14 protein-coding genes are annotated in these 19,734 nt (G+C 56.2%); 2 read left to right on the top strand and 12 right to left on the bottom strand.

What is annotated here, in order from left to right; all coding sequences use genetic code 11:
• Positions 1-11 precede the first annotated feature (11 nt).
• The 4 genes from CWI75_RS10155 to CWI75_RS10170 are packed head-to-tail and all read right to left on the bottom strand — an operon-like array spanning position 12 to position 5,720.
• Positions 12-1,577, bottom strand: a complete 1,566-nt coding sequence (locus CWI75_RS10155) for a GMC family oxidoreductase (protein WP_101521399.1) — start codon at positions 1,575-1,577, stop codon at positions 12-14.
• Positions 1,571-2,125: a gluconate 2-dehydrogenase subunit 3 family protein gene (locus tag CWI75_RS10160; RefSeq protein ID WP_101521400.1), complete on the bottom strand. Its 555-nt coding sequence runs from the start codon at positions 2,123-2,125 to the stop codon at positions 1,571-1,573. The genes CWI75_RS10155 and CWI75_RS10160 overlap by 7 nt, the downstream gene beginning before the upstream one ends.
• A 5-nt stretch (positions 2,126-2,130) precedes the next feature.
• Positions 2,131-4,554: a TonB-dependent receptor gene (locus tag CWI75_RS10165; protein WP_101521401.1), complete on the bottom strand. Its 2,424-nt coding sequence runs from the start codon at positions 4,552-4,554 to the stop codon at positions 2,131-2,133.
• A gap of 50 nt (positions 4,555-4,604) precedes the next feature.
• Positions 4,605-5,720, bottom strand: a complete 1,116-nt coding sequence (locus tag CWI75_RS10170; RefSeq protein ID WP_101521783.1) for an LLM class flavin-dependent oxidoreductase — start codon at positions 5,718-5,720, stop codon at positions 4,605-4,607.
• Positions 5,721-5,849: 129 nt separating this feature from the next.
• On the opposite strand from CWI75_RS10170, the gene CWI75_RS10175 reads away from it, so the two are divergent.
• Positions 5,850-6,284 (top strand): MaoC family dehydratase, encoded by a 435-nt coding sequence (locus tag CWI75_RS10175; protein WP_101521402.1) that lies wholly within the window; start codon positions 5,850-5,852, stop codon positions 6,282-6,284.
• Between the two features lie 26 nt (positions 6,285-6,310).
• Here the strand turns inward: CWI75_RS10175 and CWI75_RS10180 are convergent, their stop codons facing one another.
• Both CWI75_RS10180 and CWI75_RS10185 read right to left on the bottom strand, forming a co-directional pair.
• Positions 6,311-8,476 (bottom strand): phytase, encoded by a 2,166-nt coding sequence (locus CWI75_RS10180; RefSeq protein ID WP_101521403.1) that lies wholly within the window; start codon positions 8,474-8,476, stop codon positions 6,311-6,313.
• Positions 8,477-8,502: 26 nt separating this feature from the next.
• Positions 8,503-11,379, bottom strand: a complete 2,877-nt coding sequence (locus CWI75_RS10185) for a TonB-dependent receptor (RefSeq protein ID WP_101521404.1) — start codon at positions 11,377-11,379, stop codon at positions 8,503-8,505.
• A gap of 154 nt (positions 11,380-11,533) precedes the next feature.
• On the opposite strand from CWI75_RS10185, the gene CWI75_RS10190 reads away from it, so the two are divergent.
• Positions 11,534-12,805: a metallophosphoesterase gene (locus CWI75_RS10190; protein WP_162300049.1), complete on the top strand. Its 1,272-nt coding sequence runs from the start codon at positions 11,534-11,536 to the stop codon at positions 12,803-12,805.
• 24 nt (positions 12,806-12,829) lie between these two features.
• Here CWI75_RS10190 and arsJ read toward each other — a convergent pair whose 3' ends face one another.
• The 6 genes from arsJ to dauA form a co-directional block, all read right to left on the bottom strand.
• Positions 12,830-14,044, bottom strand: coding sequence for an organoarsenical effux MFS transporter ArsJ (gene arsJ, locus CWI75_RS10195; RefSeq protein ID WP_101521406.1), 1,215 nt, complete (start codon positions 14,042-14,044; stop codon positions 12,830-12,832).
• 3 nt (positions 14,045-14,047) lie between these two features.
• Positions 14,048-15,061 (bottom strand): ArsJ-associated glyceraldehyde-3-phosphate dehydrogenase, encoded by a 1,014-nt coding sequence (locus CWI75_RS10200; protein ID WP_101521407.1) that lies wholly within the window; start codon positions 15,059-15,061, stop codon positions 14,048-14,050.
• Between the two features lie 172 nt (positions 15,062-15,233).
• The gene (cfa, locus tag CWI75_RS10205) at positions 15,234-16,394 is read right to left on the bottom strand and encodes a cyclopropane fatty acyl phospholipid synthase (RefSeq protein ID WP_101521408.1); all 1,161 of its coding nucleotides are present in this window, start codon (positions 16,392-16,394) and stop codon (positions 15,234-15,236) included.
• 113 nt (positions 16,395-16,507) lie between these two features.
• Positions 16,508-17,020, bottom strand: a complete 513-nt coding sequence (locus tag CWI75_RS10210; protein WP_101521409.1) for a YehS family protein — start codon at positions 17,018-17,020, stop codon at positions 16,508-16,510.
• Positions 17,017-17,862, bottom strand: a complete 846-nt coding sequence (locus CWI75_RS10215) for a CvfB family protein (RefSeq protein WP_101521410.1) — start codon at positions 17,860-17,862, stop codon at positions 17,017-17,019. The genes CWI75_RS10210 and CWI75_RS10215 overlap by 4 nt, the downstream gene beginning before the upstream one ends.
• On the bottom strand, positions 17,855-19,663 hold the full coding sequence (gene dauA / locus CWI75_RS10220; RefSeq protein WP_206604698.1) for a C4-dicarboxylic acid transporter DauA: 1,809 nt from the start codon (positions 19,661-19,663) through the stop codon (positions 17,855-17,857). The genes CWI75_RS10215 and dauA overlap by 8 nt, the downstream gene beginning before the upstream one ends.
• Between the last annotated feature and the right edge of the window lie 71 nt (positions 19,664-19,734).

Genomic DNA, 19,734 nt, shown 5'->3' on the forward strand with positions numbered 1-19,734 from the left:
CCGAGTTCTGGTCAGGGCCAGTGGCGGAGCAGGTGTTCGGCTGCACGCAGCGCCAGGGCGTGTATCGTGAAAGTGGGGTTGACTGCGCCTGAGCCGGGGAACAGGCCGGGACCGGCGATATAAAGATTATCAATCTCGTGGCTTTGTCCATAGCTGTTGGTCACCGACTTTGCCGGGTCCACTCCCATTACCGTGCCCCCCAGTATGTGCATTCCGGCTTGGGGCCCACGCCATTGCTCCCGCGCGCCGGCGGCATCAAAGACGGCGCGCCCCTGTTCCAGCGCATGGACTACCAACGCCGCACTGGGCTTGGCCAGATTATGCACCGCACGGGCCAGAGGTACGCCAAATGCATCGCGGTTACTGCTCAGTTCCACCCGGTTTTCCGGCAACGCAAGGTCCTCCGCCACGAGTGTCATTACCCCAAGATGATTCACCGCTCGCTGCAAAAATGGCTTGAGTTGCGGCCCGTAAATATCGGCGCGGTTGTTGGCGATCCCCAGCAATCCGTTTGGCTTGACGGCATTGGCAATAATCCACTGAAAGCTGCCATAGGCATCCTTTACCGCACGTTTGTTGTCGTAACCATCCTGGTTGATCAACTGCCCCCCGGTGGGACCAAGACCCGGCTGGGTTTCCGCCTCAAACATCCCGTAAAGGCTTACTGTGGGATGAGTCATCAGATAACGCCCCACCAACCCACTGTGATTGGCGAGGCCCTGCGGATGATGACTATTGGCAGAAGCCAGCAACAGCCGGGCGTTCTGTACGGTAAATGCCGCGAGTACCACAACCTCTGCATACTGACGATGCAGCACACCATCCGCGGAGTGGTATTCAACGCCCTCAATACGTCGACCATTCGCACTGGTGAGGAGTCGCGTTACGGTGGCCTCGTGCCGTATTACCGCGCCCGACTTTACCGCCTGGGCAAGGAACACGGTCTGGGCATTGCCCAGGGCACCGATCGGGCACCCCGCATCACACCAGCCATCATAAAGACACGCCGGGCGCCCGCGATAGGGAATCGTGTTGATGGCCAGCGGCAACGGTGCGGTATGCATCTCCAGCCGTGAAAACCCCTCGGCAAGCAGGCGTCCCTGGCCGAACACCGGGACCGGCGGCATGGAGTACGCGGCGCCGGGGGGTCGCCAGCGCTCCTGGGTCGCATCACCGCTGAGCCCTATAGCGTCCTGTATCCTGTCATAGTAAGGTCGCAACTCGGCATACTGGAAAGGCCAGTCGAGGCCCTGGCCATGCTCCGTAAATGTGTGGAAATCATTTTCGTGAAGCCGCGGCCAGACACCGTAATGGTGCATGGTGCTACCGCCAGTACCCCAGCCGGCATTGAAGTTATGTCCAACCCGGTGATCGCCCTCCTCTTCCACATGGGCGCCGCCCCACTTGTGTCGACGCGCCCAGAGTTGGGAGCTGACCAGATCCTTGGGGGTACGCGCCGGCCCCGCCTCAAGAACCAGGACCTGCTTGCCCGCCGCGCTCGCCTCGGCGGCGAATACGCTGCCCGCGGCACCACTGCCGACCACCAGCAGATCGACCTTGTCGCGCACCGTCACCATAGTTTTTCGGGCCTTATGTGGGCCATGTAGGGAGTATCCAGCGCTGCCATACCATCTTCCGTTCCATAGGTCACATCAACGCCGTCACTACGCCAGACAAAATAAAGAAACGAGGCTGGCGGCCCGGCCCAGTCGGGTGTGTCATCAGTAATGAGATCGGTAATCAGCTGATCCAGAACCGGTGCCGGCAATTGCGACGGACGCTTGCCGTAACGTGCGATGGCATGCTGTGCAAGCGCCGCCAGGCCACTGCGATAAAAATTCACATGGGGCTGAGGCACACCCAGGTAACGAAGCATCAGCAGACTGTCGATTGCGGGCCGCGCCAGCTGGTAATCGATAAAATGCACCGCGCCCGCCTCGGCAGAACCGGGCACGAGTGCTTCTATAACCGCCTCGAGATCCGCAGCCTCCTCGACATCCAGCACAGCAAGTGGCAGCTTCCGTTCCCGGGCCTGTGCCGGCGACAGCAACAGCGCCCCCGATACCAGCGGATATGCCAGCACCAGGGCTTTAACAACGCTGCGCCGCCCACGTAACGGATGCATCAGGCTCAGAACTCATACCGCAGGGCCACGGAGTACAGGCGCGGCTCGCGAAATGCAATTTCATTACAGCCGCACAGGGATGCCAGGTCAAAACCCTGGGTTCCTGCCCTTTCATCGGTCAGGTTACGCACAGCCAGTGTCGCCTGCCATTGGCTGTCGGTGCTGCTCCAGACCAGCGAGGTGTTGTAGATGGTGTAGCTGTCGAACTTGTCCGCATCAAAGTTGCGCAGATTGTAGAAAAACTCGTCCGAATAGGAGAAATCCGCCTGCACCGCGAGATCACCGCCCAGAGCAGGCCACTGATAGCGAATCAGGCCTGCGGCCTGCAATTCAGGCGCATAGGTTGGCTTGACGTCACGTGGCGGCAAAGGCGATCCCCTGCGCAGCGGTACATCCTTCACCGTCGCATCAAACCACGCTGTACTGAGCATGATGTCCAGACCGTCCATGGGCGATGTCTGCAACTCGAGTTCCGCGCCGTAGGTACGTGCGTCATTGTTCTGCACGACCCCACCAACACCCACAAAGAGGAAAGACTGGTAATCGCTATAATCGTAGTAAAACGCGGTGCCGTTCAAGCGGGTCATGCCACCGGCAAAAGACTTCTTGAAGCCGCCTTCGTAGGACACCAGGATTTCTTCATCGTAGGGCAGGCTTTCATCCCCGCCGGCGCCGAGAAATGCTCCCAGCAAGGGCGCATTAAAACTGCCCGCCTTTACGCCGCGATTGATCCCGGCATATAACAACAGGTCTTCGGTGTAATGCCAGTCCAGTTGCAACTTGCCCGTCCACAGGGTGTCGGAACTGTCATCCGTGTTGGTATACGGCGAACCGGCCCCAAAAGCATTGGGAATGGGCTCCCCACGATTAACCGAGAAACTGTCAAAGGACGGAAAGATGGCGATCAACAGGTCAAAATCTTTCTCTTCCTGGATCAGCCGGGCACCTGCAGTCAATGTCAGGGTCTCGGTCAGGTCGTAATCGACTTGCCCGAATACACTATAGGAATTGGTTTCCAGGTCGGCAACCACACCGATATCGACGGGCGCGAAGGGTGCGCTGCCGGCAATACTGTTCACTGGCGCCTTCAGGCCGTTGTCGGAAGTGGTATCAATATTCAGGTAAAACGCACCGGCAACCCAGCGGGTGCGTTCGGTTTCACCGTTAAGCCTGAATTCCTGGGTGAAACTGGTTGCATCAACCCCTGCATAGTTAGCCAGCTGATTGGCCGGCGCGGCATCCACATCAATGAACAGCAGCTTTTCATAATCCTTGAAGTCTGTAATTGAGGTGAATTGAACACCGCTTGACAGTTCGTACTGCAGATTAACATTGATACCCCAGGTTTCAGTAAAGGCCTGGTCCTCAAACGCAAAGTCCCCGGAAAACGTAAAGTCTTTGCCATCGGGATCAATATAACCAAAAAAATCAGCGCCGGGAGCCAGGCGGCTGGGCAAACCAATGCCTGCACCGGGAAGAAAGCTGCTGCCATCAATCGCGTTGGCGCCGCCGTCCTGGTCACCCTGGATAGTGAAACGGGTTTCATCAGCGGGCATATCGATTACATTGATGAGCTCGCCATTTTCATCCAGTATGCCGATAGTGGGCTTGCTCTGGTACGGCCCGGTTGACAATTCGGACTTCGAATAGTTAAGCGACACCATGGCCTGCATTTTGTCGTCGGGCTGGAACAGCAGTGTGCCGCGTGCGGACTTGTCTTCCTGCCCACCCAGATCAGCGCCGGCACCGGGTCCCGGGGGGCCGAGGAACGCGCTATCCGGATAGAGGTTTTTCAGATAACCGTCCTGCTCCTTATAACGAAAGGCCACCCTGCCCGCAACGGTTTCTGTCAGCGCGCTACCCAAAGCGCCTTCAATGACCATTTGGTTGGCGTTAGCCGGAGTATCAAACTCACCAACCTGAAAATCGAGGTAGCCTTCGGTACCATCAAAATTTGGCTTGTTCGAAATATAATGGATCAGTCCGCCGGTTGCGTTACGACCGAACAGTGTGCCCTGGGGACCTTTCAGAATCTCCAGTCGTTCGATATCGTAAACTGCAAAGGTCTGGGCCTGTGCCACCGCCAGATAGCCCTCGTCAAGATAGGCAGCATTGGGCGCCTCAATAATATCGTTGAAGTCATTCTGGGTTACACCACGAATTGAGAACTGTGTATTCTGCCCCGCTATATTTCCGCTGATATGAACCCCGGGCGTAAACCCGGCAATATCGAAACTCTGCTGGACACCCAGCGCACGCACCTGGTCACCGCTGAAAACCGTGATTGCGATACCGACATCCTGCAAATTCTGTTCGCGCTTCTGGGCAGTGACAGTTACTTCTTCGAGCAGGTTCTGGGCGGCTCCGGTCAATGGAACAGTCAGGGCGGCACATAACGATCCAAGCTTGAAAACAGATCTATTCTTCATGAAATTTCCCTATTTTTGTTCTTGATTCAATAATTTTTGTTTTAAAAGAGCTAGGCCCTGTTGTTGGCCACAGGTTCACGTAGGCCCTTTGCTTCAAGACGGGGGATCACCTCGTCACGAAAATAAGGGAATTCTTTTGCATAATCAACAAACGACAAAGTCGTGCCGGCAAGACCGGCATTACTGAGTTTTTCGATTTGATCGGCAATATGATCGGGCGTGCCGACGAGGGGAAAACCGCCATGGCCGGCGGCAAAGCGGTCGCGAAAGCTGGCCAGTGCCTCGGGCGTAAATGACTGCGCGTGCATTCCCTGCAGTTTCATCAGGTAATCGACCGCCTCCCAATCCGCATGTTGATTTGCATAGTAATCAAGGTACTCTTCTGCTTCCGCCTGGGTAGGCCTGCAAACCACGGCGGAAAAGGTGAACACGCCGACATCACGCTTGGCCGCCGCGGCGGTTTCGCGTATTTCAGCTGCGGTCGCTGCCGCCTGCTCAAAATCGAATACCGGCGTGAACAGGAAATCCGCGTTACGCATCGCAAACGCGCGCCCTTCCTTTGATGCCGCCGCGTTCAGTACAGGCACATGATCCTGCACCGGACGAGGCCTGCCGTAGACTCCGGTTCCCTGAAAATACTTGCCGTCCCAGTCAAAAGGCTGATCTTCGTGCCATATTTTCTGGATATAGTCATACCATTCCTGGGCACGCTCATAGCGTTCCGGGTGTCCCTGCGGCAGATCAACACCAAAGGCGTCATATTCGGGTTTATTCCAGCCGGCCACAACATTCAACCCCACCCGGCCGCCACCGAGCTGGTCAATCGTAGCGAGCTGCTTTGCAGTAACAATGGGGTGATTGAAGGCGGTATGTACAGTCGCAAATACCTGGATCCGCTTACTGTTCGCCAGGAGGCCGGCGGCCCAGGTGACGGTTTCCAGTACGCCACCATGAAAATCGGTCTCGCCGCCGTAGCCGATCCAGCGCGCTATCGGCAGCATGAACTCAATACCTGCTTCATCGCACATCTGCACCAGCTTGATGTTATTCTCCCAGGTATTGTCCCAACGTTCATCGACCTTGGTAACCGCCATTCCCCCTGAGCAATTGGCCGAAAATGTTCCCAGTTTGAATTTGTTATTGTTGAACATTGGACTTGAAGGCATGTTTTTATTCTCCGAGAATAACATTTTAGACCTAAAGTGTTCTGGATAATAGAACTAGTCAGCGGTGTTGTAAATACCCTGACTACAGAATATTTAACAATCGTAATAACGATCATCGGGAGAGAAAGGATGTGGCGTTTCAACAATTTTGAGGCTGGACAAACAATTGCGCTGGAAGACTACCCGGTGACAGCGGAAGAAATCATTGAATTTGCAACCCGTTATGACCCTCAGCCAATGCACACCGATCCGGTGGCCGCGGCGCATTCACCGATGGGCGAATTGATAGCCAGCGGCTGGCACACCTGCGCCATTGCCATGCGGCTGATGTGTGACGCTTTCATCACCGATTCAAGCTCGGTAGCGGCTCCGGGGGTGGAGCAAATACAGTGGCTTGCCCCCGTCCGGCCAGGCGACATAGTGAGTGGGCATTGTATGATCGAAGAAACCCGCCTCAGTCGAAGCAAGCCGGACCGGGGAGTGATAACCGCACATGTGTGCCTGCAACGCCAGGATGGGGTGGAAGTGTTACACATGAAAACGACGGCACTGTACCTGGTTTAGGCAGCGCGCACCAAAACCGTGCGCTATCAGTGCCTCAATACCGCCGCACGCGGATTCCAGCCGGTGTGCTTTTCAAGCTCCAATGCGTCGGCAATATGTTCCCAGGCCGCTGCTTTATAGTTCTGATAAGCAGCTGGCATCAGGTTACGCCCATCCTGGGCAATGAAGAGGCCAAAGGGGAAATCCTCGCCCAGTGGGGTGCTGATAACATCCAGCCCATCAGTTTCTGACGCGCCATCGATATCAAGTACCGGATTGGCAGTGACGACGAAACTGCCCAGATACCTATTACCCCCACGGCGGTCATACACCGCATAGCTGTCGTTACCCTGGCTGGATACGATCAGGTAACCGTTACCGCTCTCGCCGTAATAGATCGCAACACCTTCGAAATCGTCCTTAACTGCTGGATTTTCAGCAATTGAGGCGATCACCCTGCCCTCGCTGTCACCGTCGGCGGTGGCATCGAATAGCCACAGTGCCTCGTCTTCCTCACCCACGTAAAGTACACCGTATTCGTCGTCCGCGGCACAACCCTCAGGTTGACTCGGCACCGAAAACTCGCGCACCAGATCGGTGCGAACCCGGCCGTTGCCGCTATCGTGTAATTGCCATTGCCGGTAGAGTCCGCTGCTGTCATTGACAAAAACGTAGGTGGCCCTGGTAACCGGGTGCTGATACATGCAAGCCCCATAGGTATCCGCCATATTTGTTGCCTGCAGACCATCAGCCACCTCGGTCAACCTGCCGGAAGCAGGGTCAACCCTGTAGATATTGATACTGGCATCGGTTCGATTACTGGCTGTTACCAAATCGACCTGCTCGCCACCAAGGGCAAAGTTATAGCGCAGATCAACATTATTGATCTGGCCGTCTTCAAGGTACTGAATGACATTGCCCCGCAGATCGTACACATATAGGCCGCCCTGCTTGTTGGTGCCAATCAGTGTACTCAGGGACGGGTCTGTGGGATGAACCCAGATTGCGGGGTCGTCAGCGGCATCGCCAGGGGTCGCAACAGGCGCGGTTTGCAGTCCCGCCTGCACCGCAACAAACCCGGCCCTGGCAGGCGGCGTGGCATCCCTGGATATACGCTGCTGGAGCCCAAGAGCGGCCTCCACATCACGCCAGGCAACCAGCTTGTAATTACTTGCCGACTCCTCGTTATCATCATCCGTGGCAACGAGAAGCCCCGCGCTGAAACTGCCGGTAAAGTCGGCAGCGCTTGCCAAGAGACCACCGGCCTCCTCGACGCCATCAACAGCACCCTCGCCCTGTAGAGAGGCCCGTGAAAGCAAGGTGTAATCGTTATTCATGTCGTAAAAGTGAATGCGGCCGGTAGCAGCATCCGACGCCATTAACAGGGCCATGCCTGCTGGACTGCGATAGACTGCCAGGCCGCCTACTTCCTCGGTAATAGCTCCAAACTTGACGATATCTATAATTTCAGGGACTACTTCCGTCTCCACATCCGCGTTGAAGCGCCAGATGCCAACTTCTTTTTCGGACACAAAAAGCGAGTGGCTGGTACTGTCTGTAGTGCAAAAGCCGGCTTCGGAGGCAACTGCAAGATCGCGCACATGGCGCGCGTGGATATCACCAGCACCGGCATCACGCAACCACCACTGCTCCAGCTTTCCGGAACCCTTTGTGAGGAATATATAGGATTGCTTATCAAGCAGGCTTTGATAGGCACAAAGACCTTCATAAGAACCCTCGAGATTAATGCCTGCAAGTTCCCGGCGACTGAGATCACCAGTTACCGGATCTATTGAAAAAACGGCCACAGCTGGTGAATGCACGTCCAGCGCCACCAGCAAAGGCATCGTTCCTGCCTCGCTGGCAAAAGCGGGCAGCACATCGAGCCCCTTGATCTCACCTTCGGTTTCCATGACCGCAAGACGCATGCCGTTCATGTCATACGTCTCAACACCACTGGTCCCCGCCGTGCCATAAATACGGCTTGAGGCGGGGGCGCCGGTATTTACCCACACTGCTACGGCATTCGCCTCATGACCGGCTGGCTGCGTTTCCGCAGAAACCGGGATTAAAGCGATATCCAGTGACAGGCTGTTTGCCCCGGCCTCGGTCATTGCTACAGCCGCAACCCCTTCCGGGCTCTCACCACCACATCCTGATGCCAACGCAGAGGCAATACATGCCAGAAGGACAACAACCCTGTACTTGATCATAACCAAAACCGCTTCCTGGAATTCCGTTAATAGACGTACTGCAGACCCACTACGGTCGTTCTGCCAAATTCGTCATATTGCAGCACGCGGCTCTTGTTACCGGCATAATAATACTCGGGCTCGTCGTTAAGGTTGATCAACTCCGCGTATACCATCCAGTTGTCGTTCACATGGTACTTGGCAGTAAGGTCCCACTGCATGTGGGAATCCGTATAACGATCCAGGTTTTCGTCGACAACCTCGTCCAGATAGCGGTCGCGGTAGGACATGGCAAGCCGCAAATCAAGGCCATATTTCTCATACCCGAGAACAAAGCCGGCAATATTGTCCGATTGCTTGGGCAGTGGAATATCCCTGCCGTCAAAGGTGGCCTCGCTATCGACCATCGTATAATTGAGACTCACCAGCATACCATCGAACGGAGAAGGCAAAAATCCGAACTGCTGCTGATAGCTGAATTCGAGGCCAGTGACTGTTGCGTTATCGCCATTACGCGCTATTTCCGCTTGATCGAATACCCGTCCGCCGAAGTCAAAATCATCGAACGTCTGAGTGAAAATGAAGTCGTCAATATCTTTGTAAAAGAATCCGGCCGAAATAACGCTGATATCCGAAGGATAGTATTCCAGCGACAAGTCATAGTTCCATGAACTGAAAGGATCGAGGTCGGGGTTGCCGATTTCAGCTTCATTGTCTTCAACAGCAACCCGAGAGGCCACTACCTCAAACAAAGGTCGTACTATGGAGCGCGACACCGCGGCGCGTGCCACAAAGTCGTTCGTCACATCGTAACGCAAATTGATACTGGGCAGGATATCGGTGTAACTATTGCTTGAACTAACCGTTTCTACAGAAACAAAGTCCTCTTCGAGTACAACACCATTGAGCTCATTGCCTTCTTCAAAGAGCTCTAGCCGGTTGCCACTTGATCCGAAGTCGGTATATTCAACTCGCACACCAGCGATAACAACCAGCTTTTCGAAATCATACTGAATCATACCGTAAGCGGCGTAAACGTCTTCCTCCACCACCCAATCATCGGAAAGGGAATCCAGCTGACTATCGATCGCTTCAAATTCTATACCGACGCCCGACGCCAGAATGTCGTGCACGCCCCCCAAGGTCGGGAACGGCTCCAGCACATTAGCAAACCCATACGCGCTGGTAGCGTCAGGGTTGAAAATATCAGCTACTGTGAATACGTCGTCACCACCGTACACATCAGCATCGGCGTTGGACGTCTTTTCACGCAACCTCGCCTTGGCACCAAATTGTATTTCAAAATCGGTAAACTGCCGGGTAGCATCAAACTGGAACGACCATTGCCTGTCTTCAATTAGCGCTTTCTCAAATACAATTTCGTCGAGCTCGTAACGCTCAGGCGAGCGTAGCAGATCAAAGTGAGAAGACGAGACCAATGGCCTGCGCGCATCACTGATATCAAGGATCATCACCGGGCTGTCACCGGCAATATCGTCACTGCCCGACTCAAACTCGGCAACCCACTCTGATTCAACCGAGTTCGTTTCTTCCTCCTCACCATAAGAATAGCCAAGATTGGTATCCAGCGCCCACTGCTCCCACTGGCTTTCGCTACCAAACGACAAGGACAGGTTTGTCGCGGTCTGCACCCGGTCCTTGGTACCCGTAGCAATTTCCACGAAACCGACATCAACGCCGTCGGCACGTACACTGGTATCGTTCAGCGGCGTAATATCACCGTATGTCTGGTTATAGCGCGCCTCGCTATCCTCAAACTCACTGTACAATGAACGCGCAAACACGGTTGTAGTGTCGTTCAAATCATAGTCCAGGTTCAGTACGGCACCGATGCGCTGGCGATCAATCTTGTAGTAACGGGGTTCAAAGGTCTCAGGAAAGAACTCGCCGTTGTCTGCTTCACTCCAGTCGTCACCCTCGGCGTTATCTGCAGATAACTTCCGGTCTTGCCAACTGACCGCCGCTGCCACTCCCAGGCGACGGCCATTCTCCAGTTCAAAAATCTGGCTGCCGGCGATTGAGCCTTTAGGGCTCCAGTCTTCCCGAAGCTCGTTATAGCCGCCCTCCAGACGAGTTTTAAAGAAGGCATCCTTGCGGCTAAATGCGCTAAGCGTTTTAACGTTGACCGAACCACCAATCGCGTCACCATCCATGTCGGGGGTGAGTGACTTCTGGACTTCCAGCCCATCGAGCACATCTGTCGGGATCACGTCCAGCTGTAGCGCGCGGCGATCTTCTGCCGAGGAGGCTCGAACGCCGTTAATCGAGGTGGCATTCAGGTCGGGGTTCATACCGCGGATCACTACATAACGACCCTCACCCTGATCGTTTTCCACGGAAACACCCGATAGCCTGCGCAGGGATTCCGCAACATTCTGATCTGCAAACTGCCCCATCATGTCAGAGTCCAGGACGGACTTGATACTGTTGGCGGCACGCTGCTGGTTAATGGCGCCGGCCATCGCTGCCGACTGCCCGGTAACCAGCACTTCTTCCAGGGCCAGCAATTCAGCGGAGTCGGCCCCACCAAGCACTACACTGCCCAGCTGCAATCCGTCTACACCCACAACAACCTGAATGCGAGTTAACGGGGCACCGACATAACTGATCAGAAGCGTATAGTTACCCGGTGGTATGTTGGCCAGCCTGAAGCGCCCACGTTCGTCAGTGGCGGTAGAGATACCCAACTCCTGCAGGGACACCATGGCACCTTGAAACACAGCGCTGCCCTTGCGATCCGTGACTTCACCCGTAACCTGCTGCGCGAATGCAACCGGCGCAGCTGCAAAGCTGCCTGCCAGCGCAAGAGCCGAAGCGATGGACAGCTTGCGCAGGAATTGAGGGGTTCCCTTCTTTTCACGGGGCATTACATTCAGTGGAGCTTTCATTTTCAAATCGTGCATCTGTCCGTACCTTGCTACGTGTGGATGCGAACAGAATAAGTATCATCTATGACAATATCGGGTCCATATCGTGACAGTAAGATGACCCCCTCACTGAGAAATAAAAATGTCACCTGAACTTGTTAGACTCCGCAGAAAATCAAAGGGGATGTTGATGTATTCAATACGTTACAACACTATTTTTGCAGGGCTGGTGCTGCTTTTGACCGTTTTTATCAGTAGTCACACGTTGGCCGAATACAGCTTTGTAATCTTCGGCGACAGCGGCTATATACCTGCCTACGAAGACGTCGATACTGACGAAACGCCACTGGTAACGGTTGAGGACTATCTCGCGGAAGAGCGTAGCGCATGGGAAAAGCGACATAACACAACTGAATTCAAACCGGCACCAATGGTCTTTGAATCAACTGTCGGTGGGTTCCTACCCGCGAGTGGCCTGTATCCGGTTGCCTGGGCCATGGAAGACACCTGTAAGCAAAAAGGCTGCCAGTTTGCCGCCATGCTCGGGGATAATGTTTACCCTGACGGAGGTACCCTGGGCGCGGACGCACGCTTTGACAGCCGGCGCTACCGTGACATGCTGCACAAGCCCTTTCACACCCTGGGCAGCGGCATTGAAAACTTCACTATCTACTCGGTGATGGGCAACCATGACTGGCGTATCTCTCGCGAAGCAACGATGAGCCAGATGCTGTATTTGCAGGAGCATCCATCTTTTTATATGCCGGATTACTTTTACCGGGTGTCACCGCCCGCTACCGCCGGCGATGTTGAAATATTTGTTATTGATACCGAAATGCTGCTCGCCAGTACCACAGTCTATAAAGACAAGCTGGCAGCGGATGGTAGCGGACGCGAGGTCAGCGACAGCGAAATCGATGAATTCCCGGCACACGCCGCCCCTCAAACCGCGGCCGAGCAGAACATGGTCGACTGGCTGGAACATGCCCTGGCTACTTCTGCCGCCAAGTGGAAAATCGTTCTGGGCCATCATGCGCTCTGGTCCGGAGGTGGCAGCAAGTTTGAAAAAGCCCGCGCTCTGCGCAAGCTGTTTTTACCGGCTTTGTGCAGGCATGCCGATGCCTATTTTTCCGGCGATGACCACATGCTGGAGATCTACACTGATGGCTGCGCGGGCATTGAAGGCGCAGCGGCCGCCCCATTACCCACCATGGTGACCGGGGCCGGCGCAAAATGGCGTCCCAATCACCCGGCCTTTATCGCTCAGCAGGAAAAAAAGTACCCGGGGCTCACGACCGTGTGGTCAAGGGGACCCACCTGGGGTTTTATGTATGTCACCCTGGATGGTGAACAGATGCACATTGAAGCCATTGTGCCAGATACTGATTTCAGCGGTTCATCAACCGTGGAAAAGACGGTGACGTTTACCCGCCGCTCTGGTGGTGCGCGACAAGCTGACTGAACTTCCCCAAGTACTGCGCTGGCGTCAGGCCACTACTCGGGGCAACTGTCTTGAGATAAGCGCCGCCAGCACAATCAGGCCACTCGATATCACCAGGCAGGCTTCCAGCCCCGCCACCTGGAACACCCAGCCAGAGAGCAGTGTGCCCAGCAACCGGCCCATGGCGTTGGCCATATAGTAAAATCCCACATCCAGGGACACACCGTCGCGGTCGGCATAACTGACCACAAGATAACTGTGCATTGATGAATTGATGGCAAACACCACCCCGAACAGCATCAAGCCGATAATCAGTGATTGTGCGGGGGCCAGGCCAAGGTACAGCGCCAGGGCAATGAGTGCCGGCAGCAGCGCCAGGACCCAGGCCCAGAAGACGGCTGCGCTACCGTCCGGAAGGCCGCCACCCACACGTTGGGTAATACGCGGCGCCAGGCCCTGGACCAGGCCATAGCCCATGACCCACAGGGCGAGAAAACCGCCGGTTTGCCAGTGATCCCAGCCCAGGGATTGTGATAGAAAAACCGGCAAGGCCACCACGAACCACACATCCCGGGCCCCGAACAGACACAGGCGCGCCGCGGACAGTGTATTGATGGCGCGGCTCTTGGAGAACATTTCCCGAAATTTCGGTTTGTTGAGCGCCTTGCCGAGATCCTGCTGCAGCAGCAACAGGCTGAGCAGCCAGACCACCGCCAGGGCAACGGCCATCAAGGCAACGGCCCCGGTAAAGCCCAGCACCATCAGCAGCACACCACCCAGGAAAAAGCCCGCCCCCTTGAGCGCGTTCTTGGAGCCCGTCAACAGCGCCACCCAATGATAAAGCCTACCGGGCGCTTCCGCGGGCACCAGTAGCTTGATCGCGCTTTTCGCGCTCATCTTGTTGAGATCCTTGGCGATCCCGGACAGCGCCTGGGCCGCCATCACCCAGGGCACTGTCAGCAGCGCACTGGGCACCAACAGCATGGACAGCGCGACCACCTGCAACGCCAGGCCGATATTCATGATCCGGTTGAGCCCCAGGTGGGCGCCCAGCCAACCGCCCACCAGATTGGTCACCACGCCGAACAATTCGTAAAACAGAAACAGCAGCGCTATCTGCAGCGGGCTGTAACCCAGGCCGTGAAAATGCAGCACCACCAGCATGCGCAGGGCGCCGTCGGTGAGTGTAAAAGCCCAATAGTTCCCGGTAACCAGCAGGTACTGGCGCACACCGGGTGACAAGCGAGCCAGGAACTCCATACCTTATTGCGCCAGGTCCAGTCTGCCGACCTTGAGCGCAAGCTCCGCCGTACGATTCGCATAACCCCATTCGTTGTCGTACCAGACATAGAGCTTTACGTGTGTACCATTAACCACCATCGTGGACAGCGCATCAACAACACCGGAACGGGGGTCGGTACGATAATCGATCGATACCAGGGGCTGTTCTTCATAACCGAGAATACCCTTGAGCTCACCTTCAGCCACGGCCGCGAGCAGTGCGTTAACCTCCTCCGCGGTAGTCGGGCGCGCCACTTCAAATACGCAGTCGGTAAGGGATGCATTGGTCAGGGGTACCCGAATGGCATGGCCGTTAAGTTTGCCCTTCAACTCGGGAAAGATATGGGTAATGGCAGTGGCCGAACCCGTGGTAGTGGGAATCAGGCTCATGCCACAGGCCCGCGCCCGGCGCAGGTCCTTGTGCGGTGCATCAATAATGGTCTGGGTGTTGGTCAGGCTGTGAATCGTGGTCATTGAGCCATGTACGATGCCCAATTGCTCCTGAATCACCTTTACTACCGGCGCCAGGCAGTTCGTAGTACAGGAGGCGGCAGTCACTATGGTATGAAGGCCCGGGTCATAGAGGTCATCATTCACCCCCATCACCACGTTCAATACGCCCTCTTCTTTTACCGGCGCGGTCACAACGACTCGCTTTACGCCCTGGTCGAGATAGGCCTGCAGCAGCGGCCGGGTCTTCATCTTGCCCGAGGCTTCAATGACCATATCGCAACCGGACCAGTCAGTTTCGGCAATGGCTGTATTGTGGCTTAGCGTAATGCGCCGGCTACCGATCAGCAGGTTACCCGCAACGGCACTGGCCTGCTCGCTCCAGCGCCCGTGCACGGAGTCAAAGTTCAGCAAATGAGCGAGAGTGGGGGCATCACCGCCGGGGTCATTGATCTGTACACAGGCGATCTCGTGCTGCGCAAACAGCGCGCGCAGGGCCAGCCTACCCATTCGGCCAAAACCGTTGATGCCAATCCGTATGGTCATTGCAGTTGCCCCCTGATATGCCGCATTACCGGGAAGCGGCAGACAAACCGCAACCGGGCGGGCGTACTATAGGGGAAAGCAGGTCAGCGAGAAAGCGAGGTCAGCATTTAAAGGCCGGTCCGGGCAAGACAGACATTCAGCGGCAGCCGTTGCCCAGGCAATTAATGGTGTATCAAACACCCGAGCGGATATAGCCTCCGTCGAGCCCCTCTTTCGAGAATACCCATTGCCACAACTGCAGATTGCGCGCCCGGAAGCCGCCGGCACAAGACAGTAGATAATAACGCCACATGCGATAAAAGCGCTCACCCAATCGGGCACTGAAGCGCGGCCAGGCAGCCTCGAAATTCGCATGCCAGGCCATCAGGGTCTTGTCGTAGTCAGCGCCAAAATTGTGCAGGTCTTCCAGCACGAACAGAGAATCTGCCGCATCCCCAATCTGGCCGATGGAGGGCAGATTGCCATTGGGAAAAATATACCGGTCGATCCAGGGATCGGCCCCGCCGCGGCGCATATTGGCCCCGATGGTATGCAACAGGAACAAGCCATCGTCCTTCAGGCAGCGGTGTGCCACCTGCATGAAACTGCGATGATTCTTATAGCCGACATGCTCGAACATGCCGACACTGGCGATGCGGTCGAAGGACTCGTCGGTATCCCGGTAATCCTGCAGGCGGAATTCGAGCGGCAGTCCGTGATAGTACTCTTTCGCCCATTCCACCTGTTCCCGGGAGATCGTGACGCCAACACAACTGACACCATAATGCTCAGCGGCAAAGCCCATCAGGCTGCCCCAGCCACAGCCGATGTCCAACAACCGCATGCCCGGTTGCAACTTCAGCTTCTGGCAAATCAGGTCAAGTTTCGCCTCTTGTGCTTCCTCCAGGTTGGTCGCGCTGCGCCAGTAGCCGCAGGTATACGTCATGCGCCTGTCGAGCATTGCCGCGTAAAAATCATTGCCCAGGTCATAGTGAGCTTCGCCTACCTGCCACGCGCGCTGCAGGGACTGGAGGTTGAACAGGCGATTGCGCAGGCCGTGAAGTACCAGCCCCAACGGCTTTACTTTCTGGTCGAGAGACGCCCTGAACAGCCGATTGAAAAACTCGTCGAGTTGCGGTGCATCCCAGGCGCCGTCCATATAACTTTCACCAAGCCCGAGGCTGCCGCTGGCGCTTACCCGCTCAAAGACCCCCGGCGCCTTGAGCTGAAAGTCCCAGGGACGATTGCCGTCCACATTGATATCCGCAAGCTGTAATAAATCCATCATCTGTTGGTGCAGGCTGGACCGGGCTGAGACCTCATCGCTGTTCGAAAGGAAGGTTGACTTGGACATTATCAGGCTCCTATCACTCTTGCTGGGTCGTGCGCCTCCAGTAGCGCTAACAATAGTGATAGTCTATTTTCGGGCAAATCGCCTGAAAAACATCGCGAAATCGCCGATGCCGGTTATCCGGAAGTACTCCGCGGCACCCGCCAGGGGCTCTCTGTCACCGCTTCCGATTCTCCGCGACACTTTAACTGCAGCCCCTGCAAAAAATTTCGCATGATCTGGTCCTTGCACTCGCGATAGTGCTTGTGGCCCGGCTTGCGAAAAAAGGCGGTGAGTTCATGTCGGCTAATGGGACAATCGGCCAGCTTGAGGATCGCAAGTGTGTCTTCGGACTTCAGGTCCAGCGCAATTTTCAGCTTCATGAAAATCATGTTATTGGTCAGTTGTTGTTCGGGTTCCGGTTGTGCGCCCTCTCTCCGGCCCCGTTTGAGATTGATCAGTCCATTGAGAAACAAGGCCATGTCCCGGTCGGCCAGCTCGGCATATTCGCTGTCATCCTCCTGCTTCAGCCAGTTGCAGACCTGCTCCCGCGTGACCTGGTGATCGGCCTCGGCAAACACGGCAATCATGCTAGTGTCATCAAAATCAAATGCGTAGCGGAGGCGACGCAGGATATCGTTATTGGTCATTTCAGGTCCTGATCAGTAAGGCGAATGCCATCGTTTTCAATCGTGAGACGGCGCGCCTTGTAGAGTTTTCCCACCGCCTTCTTGAATGCACCCTTGCTCATGCCGAGCAGGTCTGCAATCACCTCCGGGTCGGTTTTGTCGTGTAATGGTGCAAAGCCCCCATGGTGGCGAAGGTAGGCCAGCAGCGCATCCACATGCCGGTCTCGGGCACTGGCGGCATCCTGCAGCGCCAAATCGATTTTACCATCGGGGCGTACATGCTTGATATAACCAGTAATGGTCTGGCCAAAGCTCAGGCGCTGGAACACGTCACTCTTGTAGAGCACGCCCCAGTGGCTGTGATTGATAATGGCTTTCCAGCCAAGGTCGGTACTGTTGGCAATAATGAGTTCCACCTGTTGACCGGCACGAAAATCATGTGGTTTTTCATCATCCAGGAATTTTTCGATTTTTGATGATGCGGTTACCCGACCGTGAATCTTGTCCAGGAACAGATAGACCAGGCAAAACTGCCCCACCACCAGCGGCCGATGTTGTTCGGAAAACGGCACCAGCAGGTCTTTATCCAGGCCCCAGTCGAGAAAAGCGCCTACCGGCGTGGTATCCACCACCTTCAGATAGGCAAATTCGCCCACCCTGGCTTTCGGCTCCACAGTCGTGGCCACCGGCCTGCCCTCGGAGTCGTGATAAAGAAACACCTCCACGACATCACCCACGTCGACGCCTGCCGGCACATATTTACGCGGCAGCAAAACCTCGCCCAGATTATCGGCGTCCAGATACACGCCAAATTCGACGGTTTTTATCACGATCAAGCGTGCACTTTTTCCAATTTCAGCCATTCTGTCCTGTCACTGTCCTGCCCTTGTCATCGTCTTGATCCGCTACCGTGTTACCCGGCGCTTTATCGAGCCAGCGCACTGCTGTAGCACCCGCGTGCTCGAGGTCGGCACAATAACACAAAACACCGGTTTGCTTGCGCACCCCTGCCCGACGCATTTTGACGATGATTCGTGGTGAGAGACCGGCCAGGATCAGGCCGATGTCATGGCGACGGAAGTCATCAATCAACGCCTGCAAGGCCACAATAGCCGTAAAATCCATACTCGGTACATTGTTCATGTCGATAATGACGACTCGGGTACCGGGGTCAATAACCCGCAGCGACGACAGTGCCCGCTCCGCGGCCGCGAAAAACAAAGGGCCGTTCATATCATAGACCGAGACCGACGCCGGCAAGGTCGATACCCCCCGCGCAAGCCGGGAACTGCGCTTGTCGGTATAGCTCAGATTGGCCATTCGGCGGATCAGCAGCGCACCTGCAAGCCCCACCCCAACCCCAACCGCCAACACCATGTCGAACAGGACTGTCAATGCAAAGCAAACCACAAGCACTGCCACATCACCCGGTGGCGCAGCGCGTAAGGTATGGACGAAATGCCGCGATTCACTCATGTTCCAGGCCACCACAAACAACAGTGCGGCCAGTGCACTCATCGGCACCAGGCCGAGCAGTCCGGCCAGTCCGGTCAGGGCCAGCAGAACCACCAGCGCGTGTACCAACGCGGCAACCGGCGACACCGCACCGCTGCGAATACTGGTCGCGGTGCGCGCCAGGGCGGCGGTGGCGGTAATCCCGCCGAACAGAGGCGCCACCACATTACCGATACCCTGGCCGATCAACTCGGCATTGGAGTCATGACGGGTTTTGGTCAGGCCGTCGGCGACTACCGCACACAACAGGGACTCGATCGCGCCCAGGATGGCAATGGCCAGGGCCGGTCCCAACAGGGCGCGAAACAGACTGAAGTCTACGACCAGAGGCTGCCCGTCGGCCCCGGGCAACTGCCAGGGCGCCACCAGATTTGGCAGTACCGGCGGAATACCGGTGCCGGACCGTCCGTCGATGGCCCAGGAAAAGCGGGAGGCAATGGTCTCGACCTCAAACCCACTCCCGGGCAGCCAGTGGCGCAAGGCCAGCGCCGCAATGGCCGCCAGCACCAGGGCGACCAGTGGCGCCGGTACCAATAGCGTCAGGCGTGGCCAGAACACCAGAACAAGCAGGGTAAGGCAGCCAATACCCAATTCTGCCGGATCGAACCCAGGCAGTGCTGTGAGTATCGCCACCACCTTGTCCACAAAGTGAGCACCTGGTTGTGCGATCACCAGGCCAAGAAAATCCGGCACCTGCAGTACCGCAATCACCACAGCGATGCCCGCAGTGAAGCCGACCACCACTGGATAAGGGATATACATGATCAACCGCCCCATCCCGGCAACACCAAAGGCAATCAGGATAACCCCGGCCATCATCGTCGCCAGCAGCAACCCGCCGAGGCCGTACTGTTCAACGATGGGCAACAGGATCACCACAAAGGCGGCTGTGGGCCCGGAGATATTGAAGCGAGAGCCGCCGGTGAGGGCGACCAGGGAACCAGCTACGATAGCGGTATACAGGCCGTGTTGCGGAGCCACGCCAATAGCAATGGCCAGTGCCATTGAAAGCGGAATGGCAACGGTGCCGATGGTCAGGCCCGCCATCAGGTCCCGACGCAGTTCAGCCAGCCCGTAGGCTTCGGCGATGCCGGCGCGCAAACCACTTCCGACCGAGGGCAGGCGTGCGCGGAGTGATCGAAAAGCCACTGTGCGGTCCCTTATCCTGGGTAACGGCAAGAAAGCATACCACACACGGTTGAGCCCCCCCGGGCTGTGGC

Origin of the sequence: Kineobactrum sediminis (genome assembly GCF_002868715.1) — a bacterium.
In the GTDB taxonomy this organism is placed as follows: Bacteria; Pseudomonadota; Gammaproteobacteria; order Pseudomonadales; family Halieaceae; genus Kineobactrum; species Kineobactrum sediminis.